Origin of the sequence: Rhodoplanes tepidamans (genome assembly GCF_030813915.1) — a bacterium.
Lineage (GTDB): Bacteria > Pseudomonadota > Alphaproteobacteria > Rhizobiales > Xanthobacteraceae > Rhodoplanes > Rhodoplanes tepidamans.
On the sequence record NZ_JAUSUJ010000016.1, the window covers coordinates 135,767 to 161,607 of the forward strand.

Sequence of the window (25,841 nt, forward strand, 5' to 3'; positions counted from 1 at the left end):
ACAGCCGCGATGGTGCGAGCCGCCGAACGGAGGTAGAGTCGGCCCGTGTCGAGCGGGAGCGGCAGGCATCATGAGGGCAGGGATTCGTCTGATCGTCGCGGGGCTGGCGCTTTCGGGCGCGGTCCTGACCGGGACCGCGGCGCGTGCCGACGTGCGGCACGCGCAGGTGCCGGAGGCGTTGCGCGGCAGCTGGGCGCCTGCCGCGGAGGCCTGCCCCGGATCGCCCGCCGCGCGCCTGCTGGTCGGGGCGCAGACCTATCAGAGCCCGGACGCCGCCTGCGCGGTCGACTGGGTGGAGGAGCGCGGCGGCACGCCCGGCGTGATCTACTCGCTGCACATGCGCTGCGGCGCCCTCGGCACCGCCCCGGCCGCGACGGCGGCGACCACCAACCTCATCCTCTGGCTGAAGGCCCCCGACGACGGCGCCGTCGGCCCGAGCTTCGAGCGCCTCGTGTCCTACCGCCGCTGCCCGTAGAGCTCCGTCCGCCGAGCTCTCGCCGCTCATTCCCGCGCAAGCGGCACTCCAGGGCGCCACGACTTGCGCCCCTGGGTCCCCGCCTTCGCGGGGACGAGCGGACGAGTCCGATTCGTCACAGCCGAAAACTGCTCTAGCGGCCCGCAGGTCGGCCCTCACACCACCTTGCCGGGGTTGAGGATCCCCTTCGGGTCGAGCACCTGCTTGATGCTGCGCATCAGGTCGAGGGCGACCGGATCCTTGATGCGCGGCAGGTAGTCGCGCTTCATCACGCCGATGCCGTGCTCCGCCGAGATCGAGCCGCCGCGCGACAGGACCTCGGCGAAGACGGCGTTCGACACCTCGTCCCAGCGGGCCAGGAAGGCCTGCTTGTCGCCGTCCGGCGGCTGGCTGACGTTGAAGTGGATGTTGCCGTCGCCGAGATGGCCGAACGGCACCGGCCGGCAGCCCGGGATCAGCCGGGTCACCGCCGCGGCCGCGGCACGGATGAAGTCCGGCACCGCGGCGACCGGCACCGACACGTCCTGCTTGATCGAGCCGCCCTCGTAGCGCTGGGCATCGGAGACGAACTCGCGCAGCCGCCAGAAGGCGGCGCGGTGCTCCAGGCTCTCCGCCATCACGGCGTCGATCACCAGGCCCTGCTCGATGGCGAGCGCCAGCGTGTCCTCGAGCAGGTCGCGCAGGCCGTCGCGGGCGCCCGAGGAGAGCTCGATCAGCACGTACCAGGGATGCAGGCCGGCGAGCGGGTCGCGCAGGTTGGTGCCGTGCTTCAGCGCGACGTCGAGGCAGATGCGCGCCATCAGCTCGAAGCTGGTCAGGCTGCCGCCGGCACGCCCCTGGGCGAGCCCGAACAGCGCCAGCGCCGCCTCCGGCGACTCGACGGCGACGAACGCCGTCTCCACCGACTTCGGCGCCGGGAACAGCTTCAGCACCGCCGCCGTGATGACGCCGAGCGTACCCTCGGCGCCCATGAACAGGTGCTTGAGGTCGTAGCCGGTGTTGTCCTTCTTGAGCTTGTTGAGCCCGTGCCAGACCCGGCCGTCGGGCAGCACCACCTCGAGCCCGAGCACGAGGTCGCGGGCCACCCCGTAGGCGAGCGCCGCGGTGCCGCCGGCATTGCTGGAGAGATTGCCGCCGATCGTGCAGCTGCCCTCGGCGCCCAGCGACAGCGGGAACAGCCGGTCGACCTCCGCGGCGGCCTGCTGGGCCGCCTGCAGCACGACGCCGGCCTCGGCCGTCATGGTGTCGGACGCCGGGTCGATCTCGCGGATTCGGTCGAGCCGCTTCAGCGACAGGAGGATCTCGCCGGAATGCGGGATCTGGCCGCCGACCAGCCCGGTGTTGCCGCCCTGCGGCACCACCGGCACGCCGAGCTCGCTGGCGAGCCGCAGGATCGCGGCGACCTCGTCGACGCTGCCGGGGCGCAGCACCGCCGGCGTGCGGCCGTGATAGAGGCCGCGGGGCTCTTCCAGATAGGCAGCCTGGCCGGCCGGGTCGACGACGGCATGGCGCTCGCCCACGATGGCGACGAAGCGGGCGAGCTGTTCGGGCGATGGCGGCGCGGGCGACAGGGGCATGCGGCGGGGAATGTCCATGGGCGCGCCACTCTAGCGCGTTCTCCTCCCGCTGTGGGAGTCGCGAGCGAGGGGAGTCACCCCCGCGGCGCGGCGGCGCGGGCGAGACGGTCGGCGATGGCGGCGCCGAGGCCGTGGCGCGGGATCGGCGCGACCGCGATCACGCTCGCGCCCGACGCGTCGAGGGCGCGCAGATGGGCGAACAGCCGCGCCGCCGCCTCGGCGAGGTCGCCCCGCTCGGAGAGGTTCAGGACCGCGAGGGCGCCCTCGGCGCCCGGCGGCAGGGTCGGGCCGAAGGCCAGCAGGGCCTCGCCGGGCGACACGGCCGCGGCGCGCAGCCGCAGGAAGGCGCGGGGTGCATAGTGCGAGCTCAGCATGCCCGGCGCGATCGGCCCGGCGTCCGGCACCAGGCCCGGCCCGGGATCGGTGGTCGGGGCCGGCGGGTCGGCCACCAGGCCGCCCAGCGCCGCCTCCAGCGCCTCCTTCGGCACCCCGCCGGGGCGCAGCAGGCGCGGCGTGCCGCCGAGGCAGGCCACGATCGTCGATTCGACCCCGACCGGAGTCGCCCCGCCGTCGACCACGAGGTCGATGCGGCCGGCGAGGTCGCCGACCACATGGGCCGCCGTGGTGGGCGAGACGTGGCCGGAGCGGTTCGCCGAAGGCGCCACCACGGGCCGGCCGCAGGCCGCGAGGATCGCCACGGCGACCGGATGGTCCGGCACCCGCAGCGCCAGGGTGTCGAGCCCGGCGGTGGCGAGGTCGGACACCGGGCAGCCCTCGGCCTTGGGCACCACCAGGGTGAGCGGACCGGGCCAGAACGCCGACGCGAGCGTTCGGGCGGCGCCGTCGAAGCGGCCGAGCCCGCATGCGGCAGCCGCATCCGGGACATGCGCGATCAGCGGATTGAAGCGCGGCCGGCCCTTGGCGGCGTAGAGCCGCGCCACCGCCGCCGCATTGGTCGCGTCGGCGCCGAGCCCGTAGACCGTCTCCGTGGGGAAAGCCACCAGCCCGCCGTCCTGCAGGATGCGCGCGGCGGTAGAGGTCGCCTCCGGCCCTGCCGCCAGGACGCGGGTAAAAATCATCGCAGTCACATCGACTCCCGTGCTTGCCGGCTCGGACTCCAATGGCTATAAGACCGTCCTCGCCGGCGGGACGGAGTGTAGCGCAGTCTGGTAGCGCACCTCGTTCGGGACGAGGGGGTCGCAGGTTCAAATCCTGCCACTCCGACCATTCCGGGGCCCTTGCCTCGGGTGTTCGGTCCGCCGGCGCCATCAGACGACGCGCCATTACCACGTCACGCGGGCCGCTGCACGCACGGCTCTGCGCGCTGCCGGCCTCCGCGGCTAGCCCGGCTGCAGACGATCGGGTGATCGCGAATTCGCTAAAAATCGCCGAAAATAACCACGTTTGACACGGCGGCACCGATGGCGTGTATCGGCCCGGCCGCGGCGCGACGGCGATTCCCCCGGCCGTCCCGATGCGGCTGTCCGGGCCGGGCGGCATCGTCGGCCCGACCGACCGTCGGCCTGACCGAGAGACCCGCGAGCGCGCCCTGCGATGAATTCCCAACCGGCGATGTCCGACGCGGTGCCGCGCCTCCTCCTCGATCTCTCCTGGTCGCTGCGCTGGGCCGGCCCGCCGGTCGGCATCCTGCGGGTCGAGCGCGAGTTCGCCCGCTGGGCCTTCGCCAACCTGCCCGCGGCGCACGGCGTGTTCTTCGATCCGGCCACCCTGCAGTACCGGCTGCTCGACCGGGCGACCGCCGGGTCGTTCCTCGGCGGCGACGCGGTGCTCGACACGCTCGGCCTGCGCGATCCCGGCCGGGTCGGCCGCCGCAAGAGCGACCGGGTCCCGGCGGCGCTCCGTCCGGCGGCGCGCTGGCTTCTGCAGTCGCGCCACATGCTGCTGCAGACGCTGGAGCGGCGGCGCCTCGCGGCAGCGTCCCCGGCGGCGGCGGCACGGCTCGCCCGCCTGCAGGCGCCGCTGATCCGGGGAAAGTATCGCGGCCTGATGGTGAAGCCGGACGGCACCCGGCGCGACTTCGTGCCGCTCGACGCGCTGGCGAGCCGGCCGGTCGACTTCCGGCCCGACGACATTCTCGTCTGTGCCGGCGCCGGCTGGTCGCACACCGACATCGCCGCGATCCGGGCGCAGAAGCAGGCGACGCCGTTCCGCCTCGCGCTGCTCTGCTACGACATCATCCCGATCCTGTTCCCGCAGTTCTACAAGCCGCACGACGTCGAGAGCTTCACGCACTATTTCGAGGGCGCCTTCCCGGCGGCCGACCTGGTGCTGGTCAACTCGCGCCGGGTCGAGACCGACGTGCAGGCGTGGTGCGCCAGCCGCGGCCTGCCGCTGAAGGAGACCGCCGTCGTGCCGCTCGGCGCCGACATCCCGGCGCCGGCGGACGGCGCGGCCGACGGGCCTGCGCCGCCCCTGCCGCACGGGCTCGAGCCGCAGAAGTTCGCGCTGTTCGTCAGCACCATCGAACCGCGCAAGGGGCACCGGCTGCTGTACGAGACCTGGCTGCGCCTGCTGCAGGCCGGCGTGCCCCAGCGCACCGGATTCAAGCTGGTCTTCGTCGGCCGGCCCGGCTGGATGGTCGAGGACCTTGTCCGCACGCTCGACGGCGACGCGCGCATCAAAGGCACGCTGCTGCGGCTCGACCGCGCCGACGACGCCACCATGCGGGCGCTCTCCCTCGGCTGCGCCTTCGGGCTCTATCCGTCGCGCTACGAGGGCTACGGCCTGCCGCTGGTCGAGGCCTTCCATCTCGGCAAGGCGGTGATCGCCTCGACGGGCGGCTCGCTGCCCGAGGTGGCGGGGCCGTTCTCGCCGTGCCTCGATCCGGAGGACGGCGACGCCTGGTTCGCCACGCTGCAGCGGTGGATCGAGGATCCGGCGGCGCGCGCGCCCTACGAGGCGACGATCCGTGCATCGTTCCGCCACCCGGGCTGGCGCGAGGCGGCGGCGCTGTTCTTCGCGCGCGTCACCGCCCTGCCGGTTGCCGCGGCGGCGCCGTCCGAGGTGCCGGCACCGTGACCGATCGGCTGCCCGAAACGGCGTCGGCGCCGCGCGTGCTGTTCGACCTGTCCACCATCATGCGCTGGACCGGGCCGCCGGTCGGCATCCTGCGGGCCGCGGGCGAGCTCGCCCGCTTCGCCCGCAGGACGCTCCCCGACGTCCGCTTCGTGTTCTTCGATCCGGACACGCACGGCTACCGGCTGCTGCGCGACGCGGCCGTCGATCCGGTGCTGGACGAGGACGCCGTGATCGATCCGATCGGACTGCCGGACCCGACCGGGACGCGCCGGCACGGGACCGACCGGATACCGGCCGGGCTGCGGCCGGCCGCCTTCTGGGTGCTGCAGTCGCGCCACCAGGCCCTGATGGCGCTGGAGCGCCTGCGGCTCGCCGGCGGGGCCGCGTCTGGCGTCGCCGCGGCCGTGCAGGACCGCCTGGCCGCCGCCAAGGACCGGGCCGTGATGATGCGCGGCGGCGGGGACCGGCGCCCGGTGCTCAGCCGCGGCGCGGCGCTCGGCCCGACGGTCGCCTTCGGGCCGGACGACGTGCTCGTCTGTGCCGGCACGGGCTGGCACGACACCGACATCGCGGCCGTCGTCCGGGAGAAACGCGAGACCGGCTTCCGGCTGGCGCTGCTGTGCTACGACCTGATGCCGCTGACGCTGCCCGACTGCTTCCAGCCGCACGACCGGGCGCTGTTCGACGCCTACATGCGGATGGCGCTGCCGGCCGCCGATCTGGTCCTCGTCAATGCCGCCTGCACGGCGGACGACATCCGCGCCTGGTGCGGAGCGCAGGGCCTGGGCGTGCCCCGTACCGCGGTGGTGCCGCTCGGCGCCGACGGTCCGGTCGCGCCCGATACCGGCGAGGCGGCGCCGCTGCCGGCCGGACTCGCGGCCGGCCGCTACGCCCTCTTCGTCAGCACGCTCGAGCCGCGCAAGAATCACCGGGTGCTGGTCGCGGCCTGGCGGCGCCTGATCGAGTCGGGCGCGCCGGGGATCGCCGGCTTCCGGCTGGTGTTCGTCGGCCGTGCCGGCTGGGGGAGCGGACCGCTGCGCGACGAGATCGCCGCCGATCCGCGGCTCGCCGCGACCATCGTCCATCTCGCCGGGGTGGAGGACGCGACCGTCGCGACCCTCTATCGCGGCGCCGCCTTCTGCTGCTATCCCTCCCGCTGCGAGGGTTACGGCCTGCCGGTGGTGGAGGCGTTCCGGTTCGGCAAGGCCGTGCTGGCCTCGACGGGCGGCGCGCTGCCCGAAGTCGTGGCGGACTTCTCGCCCTGCCTCGATCCGGACGATGTCGATGCCTGGACCGCGGCCCTGCGGTCGTGGATCGCCGATCCGGCGGCACGGGCCGTGCACGAGACGCGGATCAGGACGGCGTTCCGGCACCCCGGCTGGGACGCAGCAGCAGCGCGGTTCTTCGCATGCGTGCACGAGGCGACCGGCAGCGTGGCCGGGAGCCCCGGGATTTAGTCGGAACGGACATGTTCGGACCAGCGAGGGCAGGATGGCCGGCGACCCCGGCGAGCGATCGACCATGACGGGCGCCGCGATGCGGCCGCGCCGTGCGGTGGTGCTCGCCTGGCTGCGCGAGGCCCTGACCGCTCCGGAGACCGCGGCGCTCGGCTATCTCGTGACGTTCGCCCCGATGGTGCTGACCAACAGGCTCTCGGCCGCCAACTTCCTGTTCTTCGCCGCGCTGCTGCCGCTGTCGATCCCCCGCATCGTCGCCCTGGCGAGCCGTCCGGACGGGCGCGCGGTGCTGCGCCGCCTGCCCGGAACGGTCGTCGCCGCGAGCGCGGCCTATGTGACGTTCCTGACGATCGCGGCGGCCGTGCAGCCCGACGCGACTTGGCGGCTCGTCCGCAAGGACTCCGAGTACGGCCTCGCCATCGTCGGCTTCGTGGCGGCGACCGGCGTTCTCGTCGCGACCGGCACGCGGTTCCTCCGCCTCGCCGTGCTCGGCCTCGCCGGCGCGGTGGCGGCCAGCGCGCTGCTGAACGTGGCGGCCTTCCTGCCCTCGTTCCCCACCGACCCGGAGGATCTCCTCGCCTGGCGGCTCGTCGCCGTCCTGGGAATGCCGGAATACGCCAACGCGACCAACATCAGCGCCACCTACGCCGTTCTCCTGGTCGTCGCCGCGGCGGCGGCGAGCGGGCTGACGCGCTCCTGGCTCGAGCGGAGCGTGCTGATCGTGGCAACCGGCGTGCTCGGCGTCGCCGTGATCCTGACGCAGTCGCGCGGTGCCGTGCTCGGCGTCGCCTGCGGGCTCGTCGTGCTCGCGGCGACGTTGTCGCGCCGCGCCCGCATCGCCCTCCTGGTCGGGGCGACACTGTGCCTGGCCGGCCTCGCCGTGACGCCGCTCGGTCCCGACTGGGTGCAGCGGGGCGTGAGCTACCGGCCGGCCGTCTGGGCCGCCTATCTCGACAAGGCGGCGGAGCGGCCGCTGCTCGGCTACGGCCCGCACGCCGACATCGGCGTGACGATCGCGCCCGACGTGCCGATCGGCCAGCCGCACAACCTGATCCTCTCGGGCCAGATCCGCGGCGGCATCGGTGCGGCGCTCGCCATGGCGGCGCTGCTCGCCGCCGGGCTGTTCTGGAGCGTGCGCCTGGTGCGGGCCGGCGGCAGCGTCGTGCCGCTGTGCGGCTTCGTCACCATGACGGTGTGCGGCATGGTCGACTACAACCTGCTGATCACCCGTCCGGCCTGGCCCTGGCTGACCTTCTGGCTGCCGATCGGCTTCGCGGCCGGCGCCGAGCTCGCCGTGCGGGCCGGGGCCGATCCGGCCGTGGGCGACGCGGGCACCCGGCGGTAACGCCTTGCGGATCGGGGCCGGCGTTCCTTAATGGGGACCGGGGACGCCTTTCACCCTCGACATCAGCCACAAGCGAGACCCTCGTGACCCTTCGCCTCCACACCATCGTCGCCAGCACCCGCCCCGGCCGCATCGGCCCGACCATCGGGCGCTGGTTCCACGAGCGCGCCGCCGCGCACGGCGGCTTCGACGCGCATCTGGTCGACCTCGCCGACTTCGCCCTGCCGGTCTACGACGAGCCGCATCACCCGCGGATGCGGAAATACGAGCACGCCCATACGAAGCAGTGGAGCGAGAGCGTGGCCGCGGCCGACGCCTATGTGCTGGTGACGCCGGAGTACAATTTCGGCCCCACCCCGGCGCTCGTGAACGCGCTCAACTACGTGTACTCGGAGTGGAACTACAAGCCGGCCGCCTTCGTCAGCTACGGCGGCGTCTCGGGCGGCATCCGCGCCGTGCAGGTGACCAAGCAGATCCTCACCACCCTCAAGGTGATGCCGGTCCTCGAGGCGGTGGTGATCCCGTTCGTGCATCAGCAGATCAAGGATGGCGCCTTCGTGCCGAACGACATCCAGGTGACCGCGGTCAAGGAGGTCCTGGACGAGCTGCACAAATGGGCCGGCGCCCTGAAGCCGCTGCACACCGCGAAGGGCTGATCGACGGCAGGCGACGGCCCGTCCCGCACCACGAGGCCACCCGCACCGTGACCGTCCCGCGGGGGCCTCACCCCTTCAGGTCGACCACGGCGCGGCAGGCCGGCGACAGGCTGGGCCGCGCCTTCTTCAGGCAGGCCATGATCTGGTCGACCCGCGGCACCTCGGTACCGCACAGCCGGAACGCGTCGTTGGTGCAGGCGGCGCGCTGACCGGCCGCGAGCGGCGCCGCCGCCAGCGGGATGGGGGCGGCCGTGGCCAGGACGAGGGCGGCGGCGGCGAGGGCGCAGGCGGACCGCAGCCGGTTCGGGTGAGGGACCATGGTGGCGTCCTCCGGCAGGGTGGCCGCAGCCCGTCCTGCGACAGTGTTGGTCCTCCATAGAAGCCGGCGGCGTCCGGCGGTACCGTGCGGTGGATCACACAGGGCCCCGCCGGCGGCGGCTAGAGACCCGGTGTACGGCCGAGGCCGTGCGCTATACTCCGCGGCCGGCGATCGCGGGAGCACGGCGGCCGGGGTGCCCGGCCCGGACGGGACCGGACAGGACAGCGACCCGGACAGGACAGCGACGATGAGGACACGCCTGCGCGGCGGCCTGTTCGGCAAGTATGTCGGCACGTTCGTCGGCTTCGCCGTGTTCGTCCTGATGGTGAACGGCGCCCTGGAGATCGGCTTCACCTATCGCGAGACCACGGCGGCGGTGATCAAGGTCGAGAGCGAGAAGGCCGAGGCCGCCGCGCTGCGCATCGCCCAGCAGATCGCCGAGATCGAGCGCCAGATCGCCTGGACGACCCGCGCCAGCGCCGGGCTCGAGCAGCGCCGCAACGACTACATGCTGCTGCTCCAGCAGATGCCGGCGATCGACGAGCTGATGCAGCTCGACGGCAACGGCAAGGAGCTGCTGCGCGTCTCGCGCTTCACGGTCGAGGCGGTCGCCGGCACCGACTATTCGAAGGATCCGCGCTTCGTCCAGGCGCTCGCCCGGCAGGTGTGGATCGGCCCGGTGACGTTCCGCAACGAGGTCGACCCCTACATCTCCATCGCCATGGCGCATTCGGGCCAGTACGCCGGCGTCACGGTGGCCGAGGTCGATCTCCGCTTCCTGCAGGAGCTGGTCGCCCCCTTCGCGGTCGGCGACCAGGGCTACGCCTATGTGATCGGCGCGAAGGGCCGGCTGCTCGCCGCCTCCGGCCAGCTCAAGGTGCCGCGCGGCAGCGATCTCGGCGGCCTGCCGCAGGTCGCCTCGGTCGTCCTCGACCTCGACGGCCGTCCGGCCGGCGACCGCACGGCCGCCGCCGCCTTCGGGCGCGACCTCGGCGACCGCTCGGTGCTCGCCGCCGCGGTGGCGATCCCGCGCACCGACTGGCTGGTGCTGGTCGAGCAGCCGCTGTCCGAGGCGTTCAAGCCGTTCTACGTGCTGCTCCTGCGCATCGCCGGGCTGATCCTGCTGTGCATCCTGCTCGCCGTCCTGGCCGGCGTTCTGCTCGCCCGCCGCATGGTGGTGCCGATCCGGGCGCTCGCCGCCGGCGCGGCTCGGCTCGGCGCCGGCGACTTCTCCCAGCGCATCGAGGTGCGCACCGGCGACGAGCTCGAGGCGCTCGCCGACGAGTTCAACCGCATGGCGGCGCAGCTCGACCAGTCCTATACCCGGCTGGAGCAGACCGTCGAGGAGCGCACCCGCGACCTCGCCCGTTCGGTTCGCGAGCTGAAGGCGCTGGAGGAGATCGGCCGCACCGTCGCCTCCTCGCTCGACCTGAAGTCGGTGCTCTCCACCATCGTCGATCGGGCCGTCGATCTCGCCCGCGCCGACGGCGGCGCCATCTTCGCCTACGACAAGGCGGCCCGCGCCTTCCGGCTCGCCGAGGCGCACGGCCTCGACGCGGCGCTGGTCGAGGAGGTAGGGCGGATGGCGATCCCGCTCGACGCCAGCCTCATGGGCCGCGCCGCGCTCACCCGCCAGCCGATCGGCATGGCGGATCTCGGCGACGCCGCGACGCACCGGGTCGGCGAGCTGGCGCTCGCCGCCGGGTTCCGCTCCGCCCTGGTGGTGCCGCTGGTCGGGCCGGAGGAGATCCTCGGCTCGCTGGTCGTGCAGCGGCGCGACGCCGGCGAGTTCCCGCCCGGCATCGTCGGCCTGATGCGGACCTTCGCCGACCAGTCGGTGATCGCCATGCACAACGCCGAGCTGTTCCGCGAGCTCGCCGAGCGCGGCCGCCAGCTGCAGATCGCCAACGAGCACAAGTCGCAGTTCTTCGCCAACATGAGCCACGAGCTGCGCACGCCGCTCAACGCCGTGCTGGGCTATGCCGAGCTCCTGGTCGACGGCCTCTACGGCGAGTTGCCGGCCAAGGCGGTCGACGTGCTGGAGCGCGTGCAGGCGAACGGCCGCCATCTGCTCGGGCTGATCAACGACGTGCTCGACCTCTCCAAGATCGAGGCCGGTCAGCTGGCGCTCGCCGCCGACACCTACGCCATGCGCGGCGTCGTCGAGCAGGTGGTCGCCGCGACCGAGTCGCTCGCCCGCGCCAAGGGCCTTGCGCTGACCACCGAGATTGCCGAGGATCTGCCGCTCGGGCACGGCGACGAGAGGAGGCTGACCCAGGTGTTCCTCAACATCGTGGGCAACGCCATCAAATTCACGGAGCACGGCGCGGTCGCCATCCGGGTCGGCGCCGCCGACGGGCAGTTCCTGGTCGCGGTGCGCGACACCGGGCCCGGCATCGCGCCGGAGGACCGCCAGCGCATCTTCGACGAGTTCCAGCAGGTCGACAATTCCAACACCCGCCAGAAGGGCGGCACCGGGCTCGGCCTCGCCATCGCGCGGCGCCTCGTCGAGATGCACGGCGGCGCCATCACGCTCGAGTCGGAGGTCGGGGTCGGATCCGAGTTCCTGGTGCGGCTGCCGGTGCGGCCCGACCTGGCACCGCCGGCCGCGGCGGAGACGCCGGCCGCAGCCCCGGCCGAGACCGCCGCGGGAGCGACGCCGTGAGCCGGATCCTGGTGATCGAGGACACCGAGGACAATCGCCGCATCCTGCGCGACCTGCTCACCCATGCCGGCTTCACCCTGACCGAGGCCGGCGACGGCGAGCGCGGCGTCGCGCTGGCGCTGTCGGAGAAGCCGGACCTCATCCTGATGGACATGCAGCTGCCGGTGATCGACGGCTACGAGGCGGCGCGCCGCATCAAGGCCGATCCGGCGATGCGCCGCACGCCGATCATCGCGGTGACCTCCTATGCGCTCTCCGGCGACGAGGCCAAGGCCCGCGCCGCCGGCTGCGACGCCTACGTGGCGAAGCCGTTCAGCCCGCGCCAGCTGCTCGCCAAGGTGAAGGAGCTCCTGGCCACGAAGGCGGAACGGCCGTGATGCACGCCGCAGCATCCTCGGCGTCGTCATGCCCGGCCTTGTGCCGGGCATCCACGTCTTCGATGCTCCGCTCGCACAAGAGCGTCGATGGCGGGGACGAGCCCGGCCATGACGACATCGGAGGTCGGGCCGATCCTCTGGTCGGGCCCTGACCCATGCACGATCCACCGAAGATCCTCGCCGTGGACGACGCGCCGGAGAACCTGGAGATTCTCCGCACGCGCCTGGCGGCGAAGGGCTACGACGTGATCACGGCGGCGGACGGCGAGGAGGGGCTCGCCCGCGCGCGGGCCGAATCGCCCGACCTGGTGCTGCTCGACATCATGATGCCGAAGCTCGACGGCATCGCGGTGCTGAAGGCGCTGAAGGCGGACACGGCGCTGCGCTTCGTGCCGGTCGTGCTGGTCACGGCCAAGGCCGACACCCGCGACGTGGTGGCGGGGCTCGAAGCCGGCGCCGACGACTATCTCACGAAGCCGTTCGACCAGGCCGCGCTGGTCGCGCGGGTGCGCTCGCTCCTGCGCATCAAGGAGCTGCACGACCTCGCGACCGCGCAGGCGGCCCGCCTCGCCGAGCAGGCCGAGGCGCTCGCCGCCGCCAACCGGTCGCTGGAGGAGCGCGTCGCCGCCCAGGTCGCCGAGATCGAGCGCATCGGCCGGCTGCGCCGGTTCCTGCCGCCGCAGCTCGCCGAGATCGTCTCGCGGGAGGGCGGCGCGGCGCTGGTCAGCCACCGGCGCGAGATCACCGTGGTGTGCTGCGACCTGCGCGGTTTCACGGCACTGACCGAGGCGTCCGAGCCGGAGGACGTGATGACCGTGCTGGACGAGTATCACCGGGCGGTCGGCGAGCTGATCTTCCGCCACGAGGGCACGCTCGAGCGCTTCGCCGGCGACGGCGTGATGGTGATCTTCAACGATCCCCTGCCCTGCCCCGATCACGCCGCACGCGGCGTGCGGCTCGGCCTGGAGATGCGCGACGCGATGGCTCGGCTCGCCGAGGCGTGGCGCCGGCGCGGCCACGAGGTCGGCTTCGGCGCGGCGGTGGCGCTCGGCTACGCGACGCTCGGCGAGATCGGCTTCGACCAGCGGCGCGAATACACGGCGATCGGCAGCGTCGTCAGTCTCGCGCACCGTCTCTGCGCGTCCGCCAAGGCCGGGCAGGTGCTGATCAGCCAGCGGGTGCTCGCCGCGGTGGAGCCGCGCTGCGAGGCGACGCCGGTCGGGCCGCTGGAGCTGAAGGGATTCGCGCGGCCGGTCCCGGCCTTCGACGCGATCCGCTGGCGCGACGCCTGACGGCGGCGCGACCGGGCGGCGGTACGATCAGGCCGCGGCGCGGCCCGAGGCGGCGCGACGACCTTCGCGCTCGATCGCGATCTGCTCGGCGCGGCCGTACGCGTTGGAGAGCGAGCGGTCCATCACCAGGATGACGCCGATCCAGGCCACCACGAAGTTCGCGAAGAACATCGCCAGGAAGACGACCAGGCTCGCCGTCTCGGAGACCTCGCGCTCGATGTAGACGCCGACGAGGGCCGAGATCGTGGCGCCGACGGCGACGAAGACGGTGTAGAGGATGAGCGCTTTCATGACGGGCGTCCTTGCGGGGGTCGGTCGTCCCGACACCGCCCCGGACCACCGGGGAGCCCCGGGGTGAGGGGGGTGCGGTCTCCGCTCGGCGGGGGGAAGGCGAAGACGGCACGAGGTTAGCGAGGCTAGCTTACATCGACCTTACGGGCGCGGCCGGACGCCGGGCAGCGGCATTGCGCAGGCCGCATGCGCGCGACGCGACTGCCTGTCACGACGGCAGCCCTGCCCCGGAAAGAGGCACCGCTGCCGGATGCCGGGCCGACGCATCGTCCGCCGAGAGGCCCGGCCGAAACCGCAGCGAGAAGCAGGCGCCGCCGCCGCACCGGTTCGAGACCGCGACGGAGCCGCCGTACAGCTCGACGATCCGCTGCACGATCGACAGGCCGAGGCCGGCGCCGCCGGAGCGCTTGCGGTCGCGCCGCCAGAAGCGGCGGAACAGGAGCTCGCGCTCCGCCTCGTCGATGCCCGGCCCCTCGTCGCAGATCTGCACGCTGCCGTCGGCCTCGACCACCACCTCGACCACGGTGCCGGCGGGTGTGTGCCGGATGGCGTTCTCGATCAGATTGCGGATCGCCCGCGCGATCACCTCGCCGCGGCCGGCGACCGGCACCGGCACCTCGACGCCGGAGAGCGCGATGCTGCGGCCCTCGGCGATGGCGAGCGGCACCAGGAAGGCGATCACGTCGGCCGTGACGGCACGCAGATCGGCCTCCTCGTCGCCCGCCGCCATGTTCTCGACCTCGGCCATCTCCAGGAGCTGGGTGACGACGCGCGTCATGGTCTCGAGGTCGCGGCGCAGCGGCTCGGCGAGACGGGCGTCGCCGAGCGTGTCGATGCGGGTGCGCAGGATGGTGATCGGGGTGCGGAGCTCGTGCGCGGCGTCGGCCGTGAACTCGCGCTGGACGCGAAACCCGTGATCGAGCCGGTCGAGCGCCTCGTTGACGGCGACCACCAGCGGCGCGATCTCGCTCGGGATGTCGGCCAGCGACAGCCGGATGTCGGTGCGGCGCGGCGAGATCTCGCGGGCACGCTGCGACGCCTCCTCGACCGGGCGGAACACCCGGCGCACCACGTGCGTCTCGATCCCCAGCAGCAGCAGCAGGATCGGCACCGTGATCCAGGCGACGCGCGGGATGAAGTTCGAGACGATGTCGTCGATCAGCACGTCGCGATGCGACAGGTTCTCGGCCACCTCGACATAGACGGTCCGGTCGCCGACGGTCCTGGGGACGCGGGTGCCCGAGATGGTGCTGAACGGGCGCTGCACCTGCAGGAAGGCCGGTCCGCTCGTCCCCGGGACCACCGGGAAGATCGGCTGGTCGGCGTTGTGGGACGAGAACAGCACGACGCCGTCGCGGTCGACGATGGCGTAGATGTAGCGGCCATAGGCCTCCGAATAGAGGTCCTGCAGCGCCTCCGGCAGGTCGAGACGCCAGCGCCCGTCGGGTCCGGCCGTCAGATGCTCGGCGATGGCGTCGGCCTGCTCGCGCATCGAGTCGCGATGCAGGCTCGACGTCTCGGCGACCAGCAGCAGGTAGAGCGACAGCGGCACCAGGATCGCGACGGTGCCGACCGCCACCACGTGCATCCACAGGATGCGGCGGACGATCGAGCGCGAGCGGGCCGCGACGGGACTCACGCCTTGGCCTCGGCGATCATGTAGCCGACGCCCCGCACCGTGTGGATGGTGACGCGGGCGCCGCACTCGGCGAGCTGCCGGCGCAGGCGATGCACATAGACCTCGACGGCGTTGGACGAGAGATCGCCGCCCGCCCCGAACAGCTGGTCCTCGACCAGCTTCTTCGGCACCACCCGGCCCTTGCGGCGCATCAGCATCTCCAGCACGGCGAGTTCGCGGGCCGAGAGCACGTGCGGCACCTCGTCGACGAAGGCCTGCTTGCCGGCCGTGTCGAGGCTCAGATTGGCGACCACGAGGGTGAGGCCCTGCATGGCGCGCGGCCGCCGAGACAGCGCCTCGAGCCGCGCCACCAGCTCCTCGAACGCGAACGGCTTGACCAGGTAGTCGTCGGCGCCGCTGCGCAGGCCTTCGACCCGGTCGTCGACCCCGGCCCGCGCGGTCAGCACCAGGATGGCGGTCGGGTCCTGCCGGGCCCGCATCTCGCGCAGGATGGTGAGGCCGTCGGCGTCGGGCAGGCCGAGATCGAGCACCACGGCGTCGTAGGTCTCGACCGCCAGCATGTGCCGCGCCTCGCCGGCCGTCGCCGCGTGCTCGGCCGGATGGCCCGCCTTGGCGAGCCCGCCGACCACCAGCCGCCCCAGCTCCTCGTTGTCCTCGACGATCAACACCCGCATGCGTCCACCCGCAGTCGTGCACCCGAGCCGCCGCCCGGCCCCCATGGGAGGCCGGCGCGGCGAGGCACGGACATAGCATAGTCTTGCACGCGGGGGAGACGACGCGGTCCTGATCAGGAGACGCGTCGTCGATACGTGACCACGCCCCGTTCCTACCGCCCGAAGCCGAACAGGCCGCGGGGCGGGGCGCGCTTCGGCTCCGGCTTGTCCTCCGGCGCCGCCGCCATGGCGGCGGGTGCCGGCTCGCGGCCGCGCTCGGCGACGCGTTCGGGCAGGCGCTCCGGCGCCTTCTCCGAACGGTCGGGCGCCGCCGGGGACTCGTGGCCCGGACCGCCACCTCCGCCGCCGTGCGGCCCCTCCGGTCCGCCGTGGCCGCCGCCGTGCGGCGTGGTGCCGGTGACGAGGCGGCCGAAGATCCGTCCGAAGCCGCGGCCGATGTCGTCCATCACGGTGAACACGGCCGGCACGAACAGCAGCGACAGCAGCGTCGAGACGATCAGGCCGCCGATCACCGCGGTCGCCATCGGCGAGCGGAACTCGCCGCCGGCGCCGATGCCGAGGGCGGCCGGCGTCATGCCGGCGACCATGGCGATGGTGGTCATGATGATCGGCCGCGCCCGCTTCTGCCCGGCGTCGATGATGGCCCCGTCGCGGCCCATGCCTCGCGCCATCGATTCGATGGCGAAGTCGACCAGCATGATGGCGTTCTTGGTGACGATGCCCATCAGCATCAGGAGGCCGATCGACACCGGCAGGTCGAGCTGGTTGCCGGTGAGCAGCAGCGCGATCACGGCGCCGCCGATCGACAGCGGCAGCGAGAACAGGATGGTGATCGGCTGCAGGAACGAGTGGAACAGCAGCACCAGCACGGCGTAGACCGTCACCATGCCCTTGGCCATCACGGGCGGGAAGCCGTCGAGCAGCTCGGTCTTGGCCTCGGAATCGGCCGAGGGCTGCAGCCGCACGCCCTTCGGCAGATGCTGGATCACCGGCAGCGCGTCGATCTCCTTCTCGGCCCGGCTCTGCGGCGTGTGGCCGACGAGATCGGCCTCGATCTTGACCTGCCGCTCGCGGTCGTGCCGCGAGATCACGGCCGGCCCCTGGCCGAGCTGGATGTCGGCGATGGCGAGCAGCGGCACCGTGGTGCCGCGCAGGGTGGGCACCCTGAGCTGCTCGAGCACCTGCCGGTCGGCCCGGCCCGTGTCCTCGATCATCACCCGGATCGGCACCAGCCGGTCGCCGACGTTGAACTTGGCGAGCCGCGGCCCGACGTCGCCGATGGTGGCGACCCGCACCGTGGCGGCGAGCGTCTCGGTGTTGACGTTGAGGCGGGTGGCCAGCGCCTTGCGCGGCACGATGCGCAGCTCCGGCCGGTCGAGCGCCGCCGTGGAGACGACGTTGGAGATGGAGGACAGCCGCCGCATCTGGTTGGCGAGCTCGGCCGCCACGTTGGCGACGGTCGCCCCGTCCTGGCCGGTGACGATGCGCGAGATGACGCGCTGCCCGTTCTCGTCGAGGAACCAGTAGCGCACGTCCGGCACGTCGGCGAGGTCGCGGCTGATGGTCTGCTCGAGCTGCGCCTGGCTGACCTTGCGCTCCTTCTTCGGCACGTAGTTGATGATCAGGGCGGCGGTGTTGACCTCGGTCACCTTGGGCGGGATGCGGCCGCCGTCGACGAAGACGCTGCGAACCTCGGGCCGCTTGCGGATGATCTCGACCATGCGCCGCGTCACCGCCTCGGTGTCGGACAGCGGCGTGCCGGGCGGCAGCTCGACGGCGAGGAGCGAGCGGGCGACGTCCTGCTGCGGCAGGAATCCGGACGGCAGCAGCGTGAGGCCCCACAGCGAGGCGGCGAACACGGCGAGACCGGCCAGGAGGGTGAGGTAGCGCATCCGCACCGACGCCTCGAGCACGCGGACATAGATCCGCATGATGGCGCCCGGCGGCTTCTCCGCGTGGCTCTTGGGCCGCAGGAAATAGGCGGCGAGCATCGGCGTGACGAGCCGCGCGACCACCAGCGAGAACAGCACCTGCACCGAGACGGTGACGCCGAACTGCTTGAAGAACTGCCCGGCGATGCCCGGCATGAAGCTCGCCGGGAGGAACATGGCCACGATGGCGAGGCTGATGGCGATGACCGCGAGCCCGATCTCGTCGGCGGCCTCCATCGAGGCGTCGTAGGGCGACTTGCCCATCTGGATGTGGCGCTCGATGTTCTCGATCTCGACGATCGCGTCGTCGACCAGGATGCCGGTCGACAGCGTGATGGCGAGCAGCGTCACGAGATTGAGCGAGAACCCGAGCATGTCCATCACCCAGAAGGCCGGGAAGACGGACAGAGGCAGGGCGATCGCGGCGATGGCGGTGGCCCGCCAGTCGCGCAGGAACAGGAAGACGACCACGATGGTGAGCAGCGCGCCCTCGAGCAGCGTCTGCATGGCGTTGTCGTAGTTGGCGCGGGTGAAGTCGACCGACGAGTCGATCAGCCTGACGTCGACGTCGGGGTGCTCGTCCTTGATCTTGGCGATCTCGCGCTCCACCGCCTCGGAGACGCGCACGTCGCTCGCGCCCTTGGCCCGGTAGACCGAGAAGGCGACCACCGGGTCGCCGTCGAGGCGCGCGAAGGTGCGCGGATCGACCACCGTGTCGGTGACGACGCCGAGGTCGTCGAGCCGCACCTCGCCGCCGGCCAGCAGGCTGAAGGTGGTGCCGGCCAGCGCCTCGATGGTGGGCGCCCCCGCGATGGTGCGGATCGACTGGTCGCGGCCGCCGATCTCGGCGCGGCCGCCGGCGACGTCGACGTTGTTCTTGAGCAGCTGCTCGGAGATGCCGGCCGCGGTCAGGCCCACGGCCTGCAGCCGGTCGGGGTCGAGCGACACCAGGATCTCGCGGTCGGCGCCGCCGATGCGCTCGAACTTGGCGACGCCGCGCAGGCCCTGCAGGTTGCGCTTGATGACGTCGTCGACGAACCAGGAGAGCTGCTCCGGCGTCCGCCCCGGCGAGATCGCCGCGTAGGTCATGATCGGGAACGGGATCACCTCCTGGCGCTGCACCAGCGGCTCGGTGATGCCGCTCGGCAGGCTGGAGCGCACCCGGGTTGCGGCGTCCTTGACGTCGTTGAGGGCGCGGTCGGGGTCGGCGTCGAGCAGGAACGTGATGGTGGTGACGGAGAGGCCGTCGCTGATCGTCGAATCGATGTGGTTGACGCCGACGATCGAGGCGACCGCGTCCTCGATGGTCTTGGTCACCTGCGCCTCGAGCTCGGCCGGCGAGGCGCCGAACTGGGCGACGGCGACCGAGACGATCGGCACGTCGACGCTGGGCAGCCGGGTGATCGGCAGCTTCACGAAGCTCATCCACCCGAGCATCACGATGATGATCGAGAAGACGACGGCGGGCAGCGGCGTCCGGATGGACCAGGCCGAGATGTTCACGTCACATCTCCTCGAGCTGGCCGGAGGTCTCGTCGCGCACCATCGGGCGAACCTTCTCGCCGTTGCGCAACGAGCCGCCGGCGTTGGCGATCACCACCTCGCCTTCCTTGATGCCGTCGCGGATCTCGGCCCCGTCGCCGGAGACGAGGCCGACCTGCACCTTGCGAGTCTCCACCGCGCCGTCGGCGACCACCTGCACGATGGCGCCCTCGGTGCGGAACTGGACCGCCGTGCGCGGCACCGAGACGCCGCAGCTTCGCGCCGCGTCGATGGTGGCGCGGGCGAAGGTGCCGACCCGCAGCGACGGGTCGTTCTCGATCGAGACGCGGACCTGGCCGAGCTGGCTCACCGGGTTGATCTCCGACGGCACCAGCCGCACCCGGCCCGGGATGTCGCGGCCTTCCTCCAGCTCGACCCGCGCCGGCTGCCCCGGCTGCAGCTTGGGCAGGTAGATGCTCGGCACCTCGGCCATCAGCTCGATCTCGCCGTCGAGCGCGATGCGGAACAGCGGGTCGGGCGACTTCGCCGAGGCGAGTGCGCCGAGCGTGGCATTGCTCTTGATCACGATGCCGTTGACCGGCGCCCGCACCGTCACGGCGACGCCGTCGGCACGGGTCAGGCGGGCGAGCGACTGGCCGGCGCTGACGCGGTCGCCGTCGCGGGCCAGCACCTGGCTCACCTTGAAGCCGCCCTCGACCTCGGGGATCACCATCGCCTCGGAGCGCGCCATCAGCAGGCCGTTGACCCGGATGGCGCTGGAGAAGCAGGCGGTCTGCGCCTTGGTGACGATGACGATGACGCCCGGAGCGGCGGCCGGCTTGCCCTTGTCGGCGGCGGCGAGCGGCGCCGGCAGCGCGAGAGCGGCCAGAGCGAAGGCCAGGGCGGCGATCGCGGCGACGCGGCCGACAGCGCCGGCACGCCGCGCCGGGCCGCCGAACCGCCTTCTGCTTGCAGGAGGTGTCATGCGGGTGAGCCCATTCCATCGCGATGTCGGGCGCCGCGGCGGGACGGCGCGGCGGAGGGACGGGACCGGGACGGCCCGCGTCGAAACAATACGCGCGAGATGAAACAGAATTGCGGTGACAATCCTGTTCAACTTACGCTTTCCGGCAGACGGCGGCAAGGCGGCCGACATCCACCTGGATGCGGCCGCGGCCGAGCTGCACGATGCCGCTCGCGCGCCATTCCTGGAGCTGACGGTTGACGCTCTCGCGGGTGACGCCGACCAGGCCGGCGAGCTCGTCCTGGGTGATCTGCAGATCGGACCCGAAATCGGCGGCGAGCGCCTCCAGCCGGCGCGCCAGCCGCACCGGGAGCGGCTGGAACATCATCTCCTCGGTGCGCTCGTTGGTCGACCGCAGGCGGGCGCAGAGCAGCTCGATCACGCGGATCGCCAGCCGCCCGTTGCGCTCCAGCAGCGCCATGAACTCGGCGCGCGGCAGCACGAACAGCTCGCAGTCCTCCTGGGCGACCGCGTCGGCACTGCGCGGGCGGCCGTCCAGCACCGCCATCTCGCCGAGCAGATCGCCGGGCCCGAACACCTCGATGGTCATCCGCTCGCCCGTCGCGGTACCGGTCTCGATGCGGATCTGGCCGCGGCGCACGCCGTAGAGCGCGTCGCCCGGCTCGCCCTTGACGAACAGCGTCCGGCCGGCCGGCAGCTTGCGGACCTGACACAGCCGCGCGATGGCCGCGATCGCGTCGGAATCGAGGCCGGAAAACAGCGGATTCATGCCGAGCAGGGTCGCGAACTCGAGCGGCTTGCCCATTCTGGTCCTCGCCCCGTCCGGGATCGTCCCGCGATGCCAATAAGATGGTTTCATCCACAGCATAGACCGAATAAGAAGACCGGCAAAGGCGCCCCTGCCCGGGACGCCCGTGCCGACGATCGTCCGGTCGCTCCGATGGACGGCGAACGCTCGTTGGTGGATCTGCTCCGCAGTGGAGTTCAAAGTCGCGTGGCCAAGACCAGCATGGCCAGGATTCGCGTCGCGAAGTAACGTGCGGCGAAGACCAGCATGGCCAAGTCTCGCATCACCAGGACCGCGCCCGGACGCTCGAAGCGGAAGCGCACGCGGCGCTCCGCCCGCAAGCCCTCGGCGACCGCCACCGGGCGCGCCTTCGAGCGCCTGCTGGCGTCGCTCGCCCACGAGATCCGCACCCCCCTCACCGGCATTCTGGCGATCAGCGAGCTGCTCGCCATGTCGAAGCTCGGCGAGCGCGAGCGCGGCTGGGTGGAGGCGCTCAAGAGCTCGGCCGAGCACCTCACCGCGCTCACCTCCCTGATCGTCGACGGCGCCCGGGCGGGCGAGAAGGGCCTGGTGCTGCGCCACGAGGCGTTCGATCTGCGCCGCACCGTCGCGGACGCCGGTGCCTCCGCGGCGGCGCGCGCCGAGGCCAAGGGGATCGACTTCTCGGCCGACATCGCGCCGGACGTTCCGGCCGTCGTGACGGGCGACCAGATCCGCCTGCGCGCCGCGATCGAGAACCTGCTCGACAACGCCGTGAAGTTCACGTCGGCCGGCGGTGTGCGGCTCGCCGTCGGGCATGCGCCGGCCGGCGACGGTCACCGGATCACCATCGCCGTGTCGGACAGCGGCATCGGCCTCGGCAAGCCGGAGATCCGGCATCTCTTCCGTCCGTTCTCGCAGGGCAGCGACCGGGTCGCCGAGAAGTACGGCGGCTCGGGGCTCGGCCTCGCCTATGTGAAACGTCTCGCCCGCGCCATGGGGGGCGACGTGACGGTGACGAGCACGCCGGGGCGCGGCAGCACGTTCCGTCTCGTCGTCGTGGTCGATCCGGCGCCGCCCGCCCCCGACGGCGCCGTCGAGGCGGCCGAGGCGGACGCCGAGCCGGGACCGCTGCGCATCCTGTGCGTCGAGGACAACCCCTACGGGCGCATCATCATGCGCACCGTGCTGGGCGAGCTCGGTCACGCGACCGATTTCGTCGACACCGGCGAGGCGGCCGTCGAGGCGCTCGGGCGCGCCGGCTACGACGTGGTGCTGATGGACGTGGTGCTGAGCGGGGCGGCCGACGGCTTCGAGATCACCCGCCGGCTCCGCGCCCTGCCCGGCGAGGCCGGCCGCATCCCGGTGATCGGCCTGTCCGGCCAGCCGACCCGCACCCACGAGGCGCAGGCCCGGGCCGCCGGCATGACCGGCTACCTGCAGAAGCCGATCAGCCCGCGGGCGCTCGCCCGGGCGCTCGCCGCGATTCCGCGGCGGGGGTGAGGGGTTCGCCCGGTCGCTCCGCAGTCGAGCCGCTTCGATCCGGGCCGTTCAGAACCGGTATCTGACCCCGGCCCTGAGAATGTCGAGCCCGCCGTGGCCGATCGCAGCCGTGAAGGAGGCCGGCCGATTGCCCGCCGGCGGCGTGGTCGCCGCCACGTCGACGCTGTCGCCGCCGAGATCGACATGGAGATACTCGCCGCGGACCGTCAGGTGTGTGGTCAGGGCGTATTCGACACCGGCGCCGGCCGCCCAGCCCAGGCCGATCCGGGCCGAGGAGCCGGCAAAGCAGGCGCCCCCGAACGTGCAGTCGAAGCCCCCATTGGGGTTATTGAACCGGAGGTCCATCGCACTGGTCAGCTCGACCGCGCTCGACACCCGGCCGTAGGCGAAGCCGCCGGTACCGTACACCAGCAGCCGCTCGGTCGGCAGCACGCCGAGCCGCGCCATCACGGTGCCGTACCAATCGACGTCGCGCCTGGTGGCGATGCTCATCCATCTGGTAAAGGACCGCGTCACCAGGAACGTGGTGTCGCCAGAGCCGGTGATGTCGCTCCAGGAGATATCGGCGGACAGGCCGACCAGCCAGCGTCGATCGATCTGCCAGTCGTAGCCGATCCCGACCCCGGCCGTTGCGCCGTCGGCAGCGAGCCCGGGCGATCCCGCCGGATCACCGCCGAACGCACCGCCCAGGATCAACCCGGCGACGCCGGCCGGGTCGGTCCCGACGAAAGCGGCATCGGTCTTGCTCCAGCCCCAACCGCCATGGGCACCGAGATGGAATCCGGTCCAGTCGATCGCGGGCACGACCGGAGCCTTGACGGGCACGGCCCGCGGGAGGTCCAAATCGGCGGCGAACGCGGCTCCGGTCGCCGCCATGGCGAGCAGGAGGGGGGCGGCCAGCAGGTGCTTCATGGTCGGTCTCCAGATCATGCGATGTGGTCGATCTGGAGCGACGCTAGCGCAGGGCGCGGACGGCCGTTTGGACAGGACGCGACCGGACGCGGACTGCGCGACACTCGGCGCATTGCCGTGAACCCGATGTTGCCCCGCGGCGACACACCGGACGAGCCCGGGCGTAAGGCGGGTGGAGAATGCAGGACACGTTGAAGACGATCCGGCTCGTCACGAGCGCGCTTCCCGCACGCGATCGCATCGACCGGGCGCGAGCGCTCTTCGGCGCGCTCATCGATGTCGAGTTCGACCCGCTGAGCCGCGGTTTGGAGGCCGATTTCGTGCTGCGCGCCCTTCCCGGCCTCGCAATGACCGAGGGCTGGATGTCGCCGGTCAGGGCGACACATCGGGCGCAGCCGGGCAGCGGCAGGGATCTCCTCCTGGTGCTGGTGCAGAGCGGAGCCGCCAGCATGGAGCACCTCGGTCGTCGTGCGGTGATCGGCGCCGGCGAGGCGGTGCTGACCACCAAGGGCGAGCTCGGTGTCTTCGTCAGCAAGGCGCCGGTCCGGGTGCTCAACCTGCGGCTCGATCGCGCCCGGATGGCGGACCGGGTCCCCGGCCTCGACGACCGGCTGATGCGCACCATCCCGGCGGGTGCACCGGCGCTGCGCCTGCTCGCCGATTACGTCCGGCTGTGGGCCGGGCACGATGCGGGATCCGATCCGGCGGTTGCCGGGATGGTGGCGGACCACCTGCACGACATCGTCGCCGTGCTGTTGGCTGCCGATCACGGTCCGTCGATGGTTTCCCCGGCGGTCGACGGGCGGCCCGCCGCACGCGCCGCGCGCCGCCGTGCCGTGCAAGCGGAGATCCTCCACCGGGCCGGTGAACAGGGGCTGACGCTGGACAAGGTCGCCCGCCGGCTCGGCATCTCGGCGAGCTACGCCCGCAAGCTCCTCGACGAGGCCGGGACCACCTTCACGGATGCCCTCATGAACGAGCGGCTGCGCCGCGCGCACCGCCTGCTGACCGATCCCGGCCAGGCCGGGCGGCCGATCGGCGACATCGCGCTCGCGGCAGGCTTCGGCGACCTGTCCTATTTCAATCGCAGCTTCCGCCGCCGCTACGGGGGAACGCCGACCGAGATACGGGCCGCCGCCGTGCCCTCCTCGCTCAGCGGCAGCCTGCCGGACCGGGACGATCCGCCGTAGCGGCGACCGGCGGCGGCCGGGAGACCACCCACGGCGCCGCGCGGCGCGCGATCATCAGCGCGATGGTCAGGGTGGCCGCCAGCCCGAGCTGCACCGGGCAGAGTGGATAGGCGAGCAGGAAGCCGCCGGCGACGGCGAAGCCGAGCGGCTCGTCGGGCAGGAAGCCCTCGTCCAGCCCGAGCCGCAGCAGGAACGCCGCCGGCACGGCCAGCAGGGTCATGTCGTAGATGTAGCCGTAGGGCGTCACCAGCAGCGCGCCGGTGACGAGCGCCGCCGCCTTCAGGGCATGGGGGGCCCGGCTGCGCCACAGCAGGACGACGCAGCCGGCGGCGGCGAGCGCGACGATCCCGTGCAGCGTCCAGCCGAGCGCCTCGCTGCCGCCGAACGCCCGGACCAGGCCGAACACGGTCTGCAGCTTCCACCAGTTGCCGAGCCCGAGGACCAGGAAGGTCTCGCGGGCGCCCGGCATCGCCTCCACGAAGGCGACGAAGGCCGGCGTGCCGAAGGCGAGCCACGCGGCCGCCGCCAGCGCCAGGGTGGTCGCGGCCGCCGCCGCCATGGTGCGCCAGTGGCCGCCGGCCAGCAGCGCCAGCGGGATCAGCAGGCCGAGATGCGGCTTGTAGGTGAGCAGCCCGAGCAGCACCCCGGCGGCCACCGGCCGGCGTGGCAGCACGACGAGCGCGCCGCCGAGCAGGGCGGTGTTGAGGAAGCCGTTCTGGGCCGCGGTCAGGTTCCACAGCGCGGCCGGGACGCCGAGGGCGAACAGAACGCCGGTCCAGCCGCCCAGGATCGCCCGGATGGTGAGCACGTAGAGCGGCGCGGTGAGGGCGATCCAGGCGGCCATCGCGGGCAGCCAGGGCAGCATCGCGAACGGCATGGCGAGCAGCAGGAAGTGCGGCGGATAGAAGATCGGGTAGCCGTCCGGGAACGGCCCGCCGAGCGTCGCCACCGCCAGCGCCTTGGCGGCCGGCCAGTTCCAGGCCAGCGTCGGGGTTCCGTTCAGCGCGGTCAGCCCGGCCGACCACATGGTGACGAAGTCGTTGACGATCGGCCGGCCGGTCGCGTCGACCAGCCACTCGCCGCGCAGCACGCTGCCGGCGAGCAGCACCGCATAGCCGAGCGCCAGCGACAGCCCGACGACGGCGATCAGCCGGCGCGGCGGCAGCGTCCCGGGCGCGACGGCGGCGGGCGGGATCGCGGCGCGGCCCGGTGCGGCGGCGCCCGGAACGGCGTCGGTGCTCATCGGTCGTGCTCCTGCGGTCGGGC

21 protein-coding genes and 1 tRNA gene are annotated in these 25,841 nt (G+C 72.6%); 11 read left to right on the forward strand and 11 right to left on the reverse strand.

All coding sequences use genetic code 11. The annotated features are described in order from the left end of the window. Positions 1-70 precede the first annotated feature (70 nt). A complete protein-coding gene (locus J2S22_RS19400) occupies positions 71-475 on the forward strand; it encodes a hypothetical protein (protein ID WP_272775317.1) in 405 nt (134 codons plus the stop codon). A 155-nt stretch (positions 476-630) separates the two neighbouring features. Here J2S22_RS19400 and J2S22_RS19405 read toward each other — a convergent pair whose 3' ends face one another. Further along, on the reverse strand, positions 631-2,052 hold the full coding sequence (locus tag J2S22_RS19405; protein ID WP_370878222.1) for an FAD-binding oxidoreductase: 1,422 nt from the start codon (positions 2,050-2,052) through the stop codon (positions 631-633). A 74-nt stretch (positions 2,053-2,126) separates the two neighbouring features. Further along, positions 2,127-3,131, reverse strand: a complete 1,005-nt coding sequence (locus J2S22_RS19410) for an L-threonylcarbamoyladenylate synthase (protein WP_272775319.1) — start codon at positions 3,129-3,131, stop codon at positions 2,127-2,129. A gap of 71 nt (positions 3,132-3,202) precedes the next feature. Here J2S22_RS19410 and J2S22_RS19415 point away from each other — a divergent pair. From J2S22_RS19415 to J2S22_RS19435, 5 genes are all read left to right on the forward strand, one after another. Further along, positions 3,203-3,279: transfer RNA gene (locus J2S22_RS19415), tRNA-Pro, on the forward strand. A 327-nt stretch (positions 3,280-3,606) separates the two neighbouring features. Next, entirely contained in the window at positions 3,607-5,091 is a 1,485-nt protein-coding gene (locus J2S22_RS19420; protein WP_272775320.1) for a glycosyltransferase family 4 protein, read from the forward strand. Beyond that, entirely contained in the window at positions 5,088-6,548 is a 1,461-nt protein-coding gene (locus J2S22_RS19425; protein WP_272775321.1) for a glycosyltransferase family 4 protein, read from the forward strand. Before J2S22_RS19420 ends, J2S22_RS19425 begins: the two co-directional genes overlap by 4 nt. A 34-nt stretch (positions 6,549-6,582) precedes the next feature. Then, positions 6,583-7,893 (forward strand): O-antigen ligase family protein, encoded by a 1,311-nt coding sequence (locus J2S22_RS19430; protein ID WP_272775322.1) that lies wholly within the window; start codon positions 6,583-6,585, stop codon positions 7,891-7,893. Positions 7,894-7,976: 83 nt separating this feature from the next. Further along, positions 7,977-8,549 (forward strand): NADPH-dependent FMN reductase, encoded by a 573-nt coding sequence (locus J2S22_RS19435; RefSeq protein ID WP_272775323.1) that lies wholly within the window; start codon positions 7,977-7,979, stop codon positions 8,547-8,549. Positions 8,550-8,616: 67 nt separating this feature from the next. Here J2S22_RS19435 and J2S22_RS19440 read toward each other — a convergent pair whose 3' ends face one another. Further along, on the reverse strand, positions 8,617-8,868 hold the full coding sequence (locus J2S22_RS19440; RefSeq protein ID WP_272775324.1) for a hypothetical protein: 252 nt from the start codon (positions 8,866-8,868) through the stop codon (positions 8,617-8,619). A gap of 247 nt (positions 8,869-9,115) precedes the next feature. Here J2S22_RS19440 and J2S22_RS19445 point away from each other — a divergent pair, with 247 nt between their 5' ends. The 3 genes from J2S22_RS19445 to J2S22_RS19455 all read left to right on the forward strand — a co-directional run bounded on the left by J2S22_RS19445 (position 9,116) and on the right by J2S22_RS19455 (position 13,202). After that, a complete protein-coding gene (locus tag J2S22_RS19445) occupies positions 9,116-11,533 on the forward strand; it encodes a sensor histidine kinase (protein ID WP_272775325.1) in 2,418 nt (805 codons plus the stop codon). Continuing rightward, positions 11,530-11,910, forward strand: coding sequence for a response regulator (locus J2S22_RS19450; RefSeq protein WP_272775326.1), 381 nt, complete (start codon positions 11,530-11,532; stop codon positions 11,908-11,910). The genes J2S22_RS19445 and J2S22_RS19450 overlap by 4 nt, the downstream gene beginning before the upstream one ends. Positions 11,911-12,065: 155 nt before the next feature. Further along, positions 12,066-13,202 carry an adenylate/guanylate cyclase domain-containing protein gene (locus J2S22_RS19455; RefSeq protein ID WP_272775327.1) on the forward strand — a complete coding sequence of 379 codons (1,137 nt, stop codon included), beginning with the start codon at positions 12,066-12,068 and terminating at the stop codon, positions 13,200-13,202. Between the two features lie 27 nt (positions 13,203-13,229). Here the strand turns inward: J2S22_RS19455 and J2S22_RS19460 are convergent, their stop codons facing one another. From J2S22_RS19460 to J2S22_RS19485, 6 genes are all read right to left on the reverse strand, one after another. Beyond that, a complete protein-coding gene (locus tag J2S22_RS19460) occupies positions 13,230-13,493 on the reverse strand; it encodes a hypothetical protein (RefSeq protein WP_272775328.1) in 264 nt (87 codons plus the stop codon). 208 nt (positions 13,494-13,701) lie between these two features. Then, positions 13,702-15,132, reverse strand: a complete 1,431-nt coding sequence (locus J2S22_RS19465) for a sensor histidine kinase (protein ID WP_272775329.1) — start codon at positions 15,130-15,132, stop codon at positions 13,702-13,704. Further along, positions 15,129-15,806 carry a response regulator gene (locus J2S22_RS19470; protein ID WP_272775330.1) on the reverse strand — a complete coding sequence of 226 codons (678 nt, stop codon included), beginning with the start codon at positions 15,804-15,806 and terminating at the stop codon, positions 15,129-15,131. The genes J2S22_RS19465 and J2S22_RS19470 overlap by 4 nt, the downstream gene beginning before the upstream one ends. 152 nt (positions 15,807-15,958) lie before the next feature. Further along, positions 15,959-19,240, reverse strand: a complete 3,282-nt coding sequence (locus tag J2S22_RS19475; protein ID WP_272775331.1) for an efflux RND transporter permease subunit — start codon at positions 19,238-19,240, stop codon at positions 15,959-15,961. A gap of 1 nt (position 19,241) precedes the next feature. Beyond that, positions 19,242-20,204, reverse strand: a complete 963-nt coding sequence (locus J2S22_RS19480) for an efflux RND transporter periplasmic adaptor subunit (protein ID WP_272775332.1) — start codon at positions 20,202-20,204, stop codon at positions 19,242-19,244. Positions 20,205-20,337: 133 nt separating this feature from the next. Further along, a complete protein-coding gene (locus tag J2S22_RS19485) occupies positions 20,338-21,009 on the reverse strand; it encodes a Crp/Fnr family transcriptional regulator (protein ID WP_272775333.1) in 672 nt (223 codons plus the stop codon). Positions 21,010-21,258: 249 nt separating this feature from the next. On the opposite strand from J2S22_RS19485, the gene J2S22_RS19490 reads away from it, so the two are divergent. After that, entirely contained in the window at positions 21,259-22,473 is a 1,215-nt protein-coding gene (locus J2S22_RS19490; RefSeq protein ID WP_272775334.1) for an ATP-binding protein, read from the forward strand. 48 nt (positions 22,474-22,521) lie between these two features. On the opposite strand, the gene J2S22_RS19495 is transcribed toward J2S22_RS19490, so the two are convergent. Continuing rightward, positions 22,522-23,385, reverse strand: coding sequence for an outer membrane protein (locus J2S22_RS19495; protein ID WP_272775335.1), 864 nt, complete (start codon positions 23,383-23,385; stop codon positions 22,522-22,524). 191 nt (positions 23,386-23,576) lie between these two features. Here J2S22_RS19495 and J2S22_RS19500 point away from each other — a divergent pair, with 191 nt between their 5' ends. After that, on the forward strand, positions 23,577-24,575 hold the full coding sequence (locus tag J2S22_RS19500) for an AraC family transcriptional regulator (protein WP_272775336.1): 999 nt from the start codon (positions 23,577-23,579) through the stop codon (positions 24,573-24,575). Here the strand turns inward: J2S22_RS19500 and J2S22_RS19505 are convergent. Then, the gene (locus tag J2S22_RS19505; protein ID WP_272775337.1) at positions 24,538-25,818 is read right to left on the reverse strand and encodes a glycosyltransferase family 87 protein; all 1,281 of its coding nucleotides are present in this window, start codon (positions 25,816-25,818) and stop codon (positions 24,538-24,540) included. The two genes, J2S22_RS19500 and J2S22_RS19505, sit on opposite strands and share 38 nt — an antisense overlap. Between the last annotated feature and the right edge of the window lie 23 nt (positions 25,819-25,841).

What these genes read in the sequence shown, in the direction of transcription:
- J2S22_RS19400 (WP_272775317.1), top strand. Translation starts at nt 71, where the DNA reads ATGAGGGCAGGGATTCGTCTGATCGTCGCGGGGCTGGCGCTTTCGGGC.
- J2S22_RS19405 (WP_370878222.1), bottom strand. Translation starts at nt 2,052, where the DNA reads ATGCCCCTGTCGCCCGCGCCGCCATCGCCCGAACAGCTCGCCCGCTTC.
- J2S22_RS19410 (WP_272775319.1), bottom strand. Translation starts at nt 3,131, where the DNA reads ATGATTTTTACCCGCGTCCTGGCGGCAGGGCCGGAGGCGACCTCTACC.
- J2S22_RS19420 (WP_272775320.1), top strand. Translation starts at nt 3,607, where the DNA reads ATGAATTCCCAACCGGCGATGTCCGACGCGGTGCCGCGCCTCCTCCTC.
- J2S22_RS19430 (WP_272775322.1), top strand. Translation starts at nt 6,583, where the DNA reads ATGGCCGGCGACCCCGGCGAGCGATCGACCATGACGGGCGCCGCGATG.
- J2S22_RS19440 (WP_272775324.1), bottom strand. Translation starts at nt 8,868, where the DNA reads ATGGTCCCTCACCCGAACCGGCTGCGGTCCGCCTGCGCCCTCGCCGCC.
- J2S22_RS19445 (WP_272775325.1), top strand. Translation starts at nt 9,116, where the DNA reads ATGAGGACACGCCTGCGCGGCGGCCTGTTCGGCAAGTATGTCGGCACG.
- J2S22_RS19455 (WP_272775327.1), top strand. Translation starts at nt 12,066, where the DNA reads ATGCACGATCCACCGAAGATCCTCGCCGTGGACGACGCGCCGGAGAAC.
- J2S22_RS19460 (WP_272775328.1), bottom strand. Translation starts at nt 13,493, where the DNA reads ATGAAAGCGCTCATCCTCTACACCGTCTTCGTCGCCGTCGGCGCCACG.
- J2S22_RS19470 (WP_272775330.1), bottom strand. Translation starts at nt 15,806, where the DNA reads ATGCGGGTGTTGATCGTCGAGGACAACGAGGAGCTGGGGCGGCTGGTG.
- J2S22_RS19480 (WP_272775332.1), bottom strand. Translation starts at nt 20,204, where the DNA reads ATGACACCTCCTGCAAGCAGAAGGCGGTTCGGCGGCCCGGCGCGGCGT.
- J2S22_RS19485 (WP_272775333.1), bottom strand. Translation starts at nt 21,009, where the DNA reads ATGGGCAAGCCGCTCGAGTTCGCGACCCTGCTCGGCATGAATCCGCTG.
- J2S22_RS19490 (WP_272775334.1), top strand. Translation starts at nt 21,259, where the DNA reads ATGGCCAAGTCTCGCATCACCAGGACCGCGCCCGGACGCTCGAAGCGG.
- J2S22_RS19495 (WP_272775335.1), bottom strand. Translation starts at nt 23,385, where the DNA reads ATGAAGCACCTGCTGGCCGCCCCCCTCCTGCTCGCCATGGCGGCGACC.
- J2S22_RS19505 (WP_272775337.1), bottom strand. Translation starts at nt 25,818, where the DNA reads ATGAGCACCGACGCCGTTCCGGGCGCCGCCGCACCGGGCCGCGCCGCG.